Origin of the sequence: Streptomyces sp. NPDC059564, from assembly GCF_042735575.1 — a bacterium.
Taxonomy (GTDB): domain Bacteria; phylum Actinomycetota; class Actinomycetes; order Streptomycetales; family Streptomycetaceae; genus Streptomyces.
This window is the reverse complement of record NZ_JBHWBP010000393.1, coordinates 1-6715: the sequence shown is the minus strand read 5'-3', so window position 1 is coordinate 6715 and position 6715 is coordinate 1. Positions and strand designations below refer to the sequence as shown.

Sequence of the window (6715 nt, the reverse complement as noted above, 5' to 3'; positions counted from 1 at the left end):
GCCGGATCGTCCTGGAAGACGCCACCGAACGCGCCGACCCCGGCACCGAGACCGCCTCCCCCTCCGCCGCGAACGTCTGACACCCCGGGAGCCACCCACCATGGCCCGAACCTCCGTCATGCACGCCCTGAGGCGACTCGCCGCCGAACACGCGGCCGCCCGCCGGCTGTCCCTGCCCGCCGCCGACGTACGGGGCCTGAGCCGCCGCGCCCTGCTGGAGCGCGCCGCGGCCCTCGGCCTCGGCACCGCCCTGGCCGGTGCCTCCGTCACCGCGCCCGCGCGGGCCGAGACCGCACCGGCACTGGACGGCAAGAAGCCGCCGACGGGCAACCCCCGCGTCGCCGTCGTCGGCGCGGGCATCGCCGGCCTGACCGCAGCCCTCACCCTCAAGGACGCGGGCATCGCCTGCACCGTCTACGAGGCCAACCCCACCCGCGTGGGCGGCCGCATGTGGACCCAGCGCGACCACTGGGCCTACGGCCAGACCTCCGAGATCGGCGGCGAGCTGATCGACACCAGCCACAAGAAGATCCTCGAACTCTGCCGCCGCTTCAACCTGTCCGCCGAGGACTTCCTCGGCGGCGGACCGAACGGAGCCGAAGAAGTCCTCTGGTTCGACGGCGCCTACTACCCCCGCGCCCAGGCCGACGAAGACTTCAAGGCCGTCTACCAGGCCCTGCACCGCGATCTGCAGGAGGCGGGCGAGGTCACCTGGAACACCACCACCCCCACCGGCACTGCCCTGGACAACATGTCCCTCCACCAGTGGATCGAGACCCGGGTCCCCGGCGGCCACACCTCACGCCTGGGCCAGTTCATCGACGTCGCCTACAACGTCGAATACGGCGCCGACACCGTTGACCAGTCCGCCCTCGCCCTAGTCCTCCTCATGGGCTACCAGCCCAACCCCGGACACTTCAACGTCTGGGGCCTGTCCGACGAGCGCTACCACATCACCGGCGGCAACGACCAGCTTCCCCACGCCATCGCACAGACCCTGCCCACCGGCTCCCTGCTGATGGGCCGCGAACTCACCGCCGTCCGAGCCAACGCCGACGGGACCCAAACCCTCACCTTCAACGAGTCCGGCACCACCCGCACCGTCACCGCCGACCACACCGTCCTGTGCCTGCCGTTGCCCGTACTCCAGCGCATCGACCTCAGCGCAGCCGGATTCGACCCGCTCATGAGGAACCTCCTGCGCGACGCCCGCATGGGCTACTGCACCAAGCTCAACATGCAGTTCACCAGCCGGCCCTGGCGCGGTACCGGCCCCTGGCCCGGCGTCTCCGCCGGCGACTGCTTCACCGACTCCGACGTCCAGCAGACCTGGGACACCACCAAGGTCCAACCCGGAAACGGAGGCATCCTGCTCCAGTACGGGGGAGGCACCCTGGCCGGCGCGCTCACCCCCGCGACCCCCTTCGCCACCGAGACCGACCCCTACGTACGCACCCTCGCCACCCGGATGCTCACCGGCATCGACGCGTTCTTCCCCGGCACCAAGAGCGCCTGGAACGGACGCGCCCAACTGTCGGCCTGGCACCGCAACCCCTACTCCCTCGGCGCCTACTCGTACTGGCCCACCGGCTACCTCCACCGCTACGCCCGCTACGAAGGCACCGCCCAGGGCAACGTCCATATCGGCGGCGAGCACTGTAGCTACGACTTCCAGGGCTTCATGGAAGGCGGCGCCACCGAGGGCGAACGCGCGGCACGCGAGGTCATCGCCGCCCTGACCTAGACCGCGCGGCGGAAGACCCCGGCCGTGCTGATGGAGCGATACGAGAACACCCCGGTCGTCGCAGGGGAGGAGCTGCTGGCGCTGCCGGGGTTCTGGGCGGCCTACCTGATGTGGCCGACTCGGCGGCGCGCTGGCGCAGGCGGGCGTACCCACAGCGCTGGCCCCGCATCTCGCGGGAGCGCTGCTCGCCGACCACCCCTTGTGGGAGCCGGCTGAATGGACGCTTCCCGCCGCGTCTCCGCTCTCCGGCAACCAAGAGCCGTTCCTCGGAATCCCGCACTGTGACGGGTACATGAGTCCGCGGTGTGGGACTCGCCTCGCCCAGGGCATCACCCGCGAGGAGAGCAACCGCCTCGCCCACGCACTCGGCACCTGGCCCGCCTGAACGGCCCACTCGGCAGCCACGGGTTGGAAGCAGGCATCAGGCGGCCCGGGAACCTCCGGATTCCTCGGGGATCTCGACGCACGGTCGTCGTCCCCCATGCTGACGGCTACGATCGAGACGCCCCGGCCCCGGCACATGCCGGGGCCGGGGCGTTGCCGCGGTGGCCATCCGAGCCGGGCGATGTCCAGGACGGACAGGTGCCTCATCGTGCGGTTCGCGGAGCAGATGGCGGATACCTGGCCGACGGACGCGATGCGCACGTCCTGGCCCTCGAGGTCACCGGCGTTGCGTCTTATCGGCGGAAGTAGGCGTGGTGTTCGTGCAGAAAGGCGTCGAGGGTACGGGGCGGGCGGCCGAGGATGTCGATCACGGTGCTGGTGGGGCTTTCAGGCCGGTCCATGGCGAGTCGCTGGATCTCCGTCACGTGGTCGGCGAGCCATGCGGGCATGTGGGCGTTGTGGATGAGGTTGCCGCGCAGTTCGTTCGGCGTGAGGTTGACGTAGCGGGTCTGATGGCCGGTCAGGGTGGTCAGTCGTGAAGCGAGCTCGGGGTAGGAGACGGCCTCGGGTCCGGTCAGGGTGTAGGTGCCGCCGGCGATGCCGGGCCTGGTGAGGGCGGCGGCGGCGACGTCGCCGATGTCTCGGCAGTCGATGTGGTTGAAGGGTGCGTCGCCCGTCGTGCCGAGGATGACGCCCTGGGCGACGGTGGGGGCCAGGCGCAGGAGGTTCTGCATGAACGCGTAGGGGCGCAGGATGGTGTGGGTGAGGCCGCTGGCGCGCAGGTGTTCCTCGACGGTGTGGTGTCCGCGGGAGATGGCGACCGGGGAGTCGGGTTCGGCGGCGGGTGCGGAGAGCTTGACGATGTGTCCGATGCCCGCGTGGGCGGCGATGTCGATGACGCGGGTTTCGAGTTCGACCTGTTCGGGGCTGTTGGCCATGGCGAGGAAGAGCTGGCTGGCGCCCTTGAACGCGGTGCGCAGGGAGTGGGGGGCGGTGGCGTCGGCGTACTGGACCTCGACGGGCGGTTGGTGTGCGCCGGTGGTACCGGGGATCGGCCCGTGCGGGGTGCGGGTCAGTGCGCGGACGGGTGCGCCGAGTGTGAGGAGGCTGTGGAGCAGGGCGTTCCCGGTTGCTCCGGTCGCTCCCATGACAACGATCAACGGGTGCTCATTCCTTGGTGACTTCCCGGCGGCGGGTGCTGCCGGGGTTGGCTCGGTCGGGTGGGTCCGGTGCGGTGCCGGCGCGGGTTACGGCCGGGATGCTGTGGTGGTGCTGCGCCAGCGCAGGGTGACGATGGTGGTGGCGAGGGTTGCGGAGACGGGCAGATCGATGCGCAGGCGCTCCAGCCACGGGGTGGCGGGGATCGGGGTGTGGGCGGGTATCCACTGGGCGGTGAACCATCCCAGCAGGGCAGCCGTGCCGGCGGTGGTGATGACGAGTGCGGCCGTCAGGGCGACGCGCGGCGTGGTGGTGGTCCACCGCCGGGGCTGCCCGCCGTGCCGCAGCCAGGTTCCGACGAGGAACGCCACCACGGCGGAGGTGCCGGCGATGGTGGTGCAGGCGGCGACGGCCAGGTCCTGCTGCCCGGTGACGACTCCGGCGGTACCGGCCATCAGCGCGGGGGCGGCGTAGGCGGTCAGTACCTCGCGCCACAGGGTGAACGGCCGGGATGGCCGGGAGGCTGCCCGGTTTCGGTTGGTTCTGTCCTTCGTTGCAGGCATGCTGGCCTCTTTCTCGTTCGTGTGAGGGAAGCGAAGGGATGCGGCGGGGTGGGTCGGCTCTGCCCGCAATTTAATTAGGCAGCTAACTATTACCTCGGAAAAAGGGCCCCACTCGAAGGGTGGGGCCAAACCGGCTGAGGGCCGGGTCAGTCGGCGGTCAGGGCCGCACTGCCGCGCACGACGCGGGCGAGCAGATCCAGGAACACGGCGCGCTCCTCGACGGAGAGCCCGTCCACCATCGCCTCAAGCCGCCCGAAATGCTCGGACGCCATGTCGCGCAGGCGCTGCGCACCGCGCGCGGTCAGGATGGCCACCGTGCCCCGGCCGTCCTCCGTCGACGGGCGGCGGGCGATCAGGCCTTCGCGTTCGAGGCCGTCCAGCAGGCCGGTGACCGTGGCCCTGGAGACACCGAGGTCGGCCGCGAGGTGTGAGGGGGACTTCTCGCCGCCGTGGTCTTCGAGGTCGGCGAGCAGGCGGTAGCGCCCCGTCGACAGGCCGAACCGGGCAAAATGCGCCTCTGCCGCCCGGCCGACCCTCGCGCCCGCCGAGATCAGCCGCACCGCGACCAGCACCGCCTGCGGATCGACCTCCAGGCCGTAGTGCTCGAGCTGGCGCCTGGCCTGGTCCAGCGTGGGTGCCTCGCCGTCGATGTCGTCCCTCGTCATGCAGATAATATGGCGGCTAATCACTTGGGCTGTCAAGGTGCTCCGATCTACGGAACATCGCCGAGCGGTGCGCGTCCGGGGCGGCCGCGGAGTCGGTGACGGCGCCGAGCTGGTCCTGGCGGTGGCTGTCGGCGCCTTCGCTGGCGGAGCGCTTCCAGCGGTGACCGGCAAACGTTGACGGCTCCCGGCGGCAAAGCCGATCGCCCGACCGAGCGCGATGCCTGGCCGGGATGGGCAACGCCACTGATCGGAATCGGCAGCAGGCCGACCGGGGCGCGGCCGTTCGCCGGGGCCTGGGCGCCGCCCGATGCGCGGGCGTTTCCACGGGGCGGGCCGTGGGTGTGCCTACGGGGCGGGAGTCGCGGGTTCCTGCGGAGCGGGAGTCGGGGATCCGTGCGGGACCGGAGGGTGGCATGTGGCGAGGGTGTCGCCGTCCTCCGTGCGCGGCCAGTACCGTCCTTCGAGGGCCTCGGCGCTGCGGTTGAGCCGGACCAGGACGTCCGCCAGCTCCCGTACCTCCTCAGGGGACCAGTCGGCGACCACCCGGGCCAGGCAGGACCGGTTGACCTCACGGTCTTCGGCGAGCCTGCTCCCGCCTTCGACGGTGATGCGCAGCTTGCGGGCCATGCCGCCGTCCGGGTCCGCGACGCGCTCGGCCAGTCCGCAACGCAGCAGCGCGGCCGTCTGGCGGTTCACGGTCGAGGTATCGAGCCCGAAGGCCTCAGCCAACTGCCCGATGGACATGGGGCCTTGCGTGTCGATCCGGCTGAGCAGCAGGTACGCCGACCGCTCCAGGCGTTCGGGGTCGCGCTCGCGCCGGGCAAGCACCTGGTGTCGCGAGAGCAGCATCAGCTCCCGTTCCAGTTTCTCCAGCACTGCGCCTCCCGCTCCTTCCGGCGCTCCATTATCGCGGACCTGTGAACCCGGGGACCGGCGGGCCCCTGCACGGCTCGGCCGGCGGGCGGCGCCGCACGACGGCCGGACCCGCAATATGCATGATACATAACATGTGTACTATGCACTTCTCGTTGTCACCCGACGAGCCACAGCCTCAACCCGGAGGACCCGCATGACCGTCACCACGTCCACCGCCTCCCGCGCGGCCGAGATCCTGTCCCGGCCCGTCAAGCTGAACGGCCTGACCGTCCCCAACCGCATCGCGATGGCGCCGATGACGCGGATGTTCTCCCCCGGCGGCGTGCCCGGCGAGGACGTGCGGGCGTACTACGCCAGCCGGGCCGCCGCGGGTGTCGGCTTGATCGTCACCGAGGGCACCTACGTCGGTCACGACTCCGCCGGGCAGAGTGACCGGGTGCCGCGGTTCCACGGCGAGGACCAGCTGGCGGGGTGGGCGAAGGTCGCCGCGGCCGTGCACGAGGCGGGCGGCACGATCGTGCCCCAGCTGTGGCACATAGGCATGGTGCGCAAGCAGGGCGAGGCACCGTACGCCGACGCCCCCGCCGTCGGCCCCTCCGGCATCCGCGTCGACGGCACCGAGGGGACCGGCAAGGCGATGACCCGCGCCGACCTCGACGACGTCATCGGCGCGTTCGCCGACGCCGCCGCGGAGGCCGAGCGGATCGGCTTCGACGGCGTCGAACTGCACGGAGCCCACGGCTACCTGCTCGACCAGTTCCTGTGGGAGCGGACCAACCGCCGCACCGACGCCTACGGCGGCGACGCGGTGGCCCGTACGAAGTTCGCCGCGGAGATCGTGGCAGCGGTCCGCGAGCGCGTCCCGGCCGACTTCCCGGTGATCTTCCGCTACTCGCAGTGGAAGCAGGAGGCCTACGACGCACGGCTCGCGCAGACCCCGGAGGACCTGGAGGCGATCCTGGCCCCGCTGGCGGCGGCGGGCGTCGACGCGTTCCACGCCTCCACCCGGCGCTACTGGCTCCCGGAGTTCGAGGGCTCGGACCTGAACCTGGCGGGCTGGACCAAGAAGCTCACGGGCCGGCCGACGATCACCGTCGGCTCGGTCGGCCTCGACGGGGACTTCATCCGTGCCTTCGCCGGCGAGGGTGCGGCGCTCGGCGACATCGACAACCTCCTGGACCGCATGGAACGCGACGAGTTCGACATGGTCGCCGTCGGCCGGGCGCTGCTCCAGGACCCGCAGTGGGCGGCGAAGGTCCTCGGCAACCGCTTCGACGAGCTGAAGCCGTACGACGCGTCGTCTTTGGTGTTGTTGATCTGGTTGG

General features: G+C 71.1%; 6 protein-coding genes. 2 read left to right on the top strand and 4 right to left on the bottom strand.

Annotated elements, in window-relative coordinates; all coding sequences use genetic code 11:
* Positions 1-100 precede the first annotated feature (100 nt).
* A complete protein-coding gene (locus ACFV0Q_RS36235; protein ID WP_385011471.1) occupies positions 101-1744 on the top strand; it encodes an FAD-dependent oxidoreductase in 1644 nt (547 codons plus the stop codon).
* Positions 1745-2421: 677 nt separating this feature from the next.
* Here ACFV0Q_RS36235 and ACFV0Q_RS36230 read toward each other — a convergent pair.
* From ACFV0Q_RS36230 to ACFV0Q_RS36215, 4 genes are all read right to left on the bottom strand, one after another.
* On the bottom strand, positions 2422-3288 hold the full coding sequence (locus ACFV0Q_RS36230; protein WP_385011469.1) for an NmrA family NAD(P)-binding protein: 867 nt from the start codon (positions 3286-3288) through the stop codon (positions 2422-2424).
* Positions 3289-3375: 87 nt separating this feature from the next.
* Positions 3376-3849, bottom strand: coding sequence for a hypothetical protein (locus tag ACFV0Q_RS36225; RefSeq protein ID WP_385011467.1), 474 nt, complete (start codon positions 3847-3849; stop codon positions 3376-3378).
* A gap of 146 nt (positions 3850-3995) precedes the next feature.
* Entirely contained in the window at positions 3996-4514 is a 519-nt protein-coding gene (locus ACFV0Q_RS36220; RefSeq protein WP_385011465.1) for a MarR family winged helix-turn-helix transcriptional regulator, read from the bottom strand.
* A 345-nt stretch (positions 4515-4859) separates the two neighbouring features.
* Positions 4860-5363: a MarR family transcriptional regulator gene (locus ACFV0Q_RS36215; protein WP_385011473.1), complete on the bottom strand. Its 504-nt coding sequence runs from the start codon at positions 5361-5363 to the stop codon at positions 4860-4862.
* A 220-nt stretch (positions 5364-5583) separates the two neighbouring features.
* Between ACFV0Q_RS36215 and ACFV0Q_RS36210 the strand changes: the two genes are divergently transcribed.
* Positions 5584-6715: NADH:flavin oxidoreductase (locus tag ACFV0Q_RS36210; RefSeq protein ID WP_385011464.1), on the top strand; the 1132-nt coding region annotated here is incomplete at its 3' end.

Bases quoted from the DNA above. Each gene is read 5' to 3' on its own strand.
- ACFV0Q_RS36215 (WP_385011473.1), bottom strand. From the start codon at position 5,363: ATGCTGCTCTCGCGACACCAGGTGCTTGCCCGGCGCGAGCGCGACCCC.
- ACFV0Q_RS36235 (WP_385011471.1), top strand. From the start codon at position 101: ATGGCCCGAACCTCCGTCATGCACGCCCTGAGGCGACTCGCCGCCGAA.
- ACFV0Q_RS36225 (WP_385011467.1), bottom strand. From the start codon at position 3,849: ATGCCTGCAACGAAGGACAGAACCAACCGAAACCGGGCAGCCTCCCGG.
- ACFV0Q_RS36220 (WP_385011465.1), bottom strand. From the start codon at position 4,514: ATGACGAGGGACGACATCGACGGCGAGGCACCCACGCTGGACCAGGCC.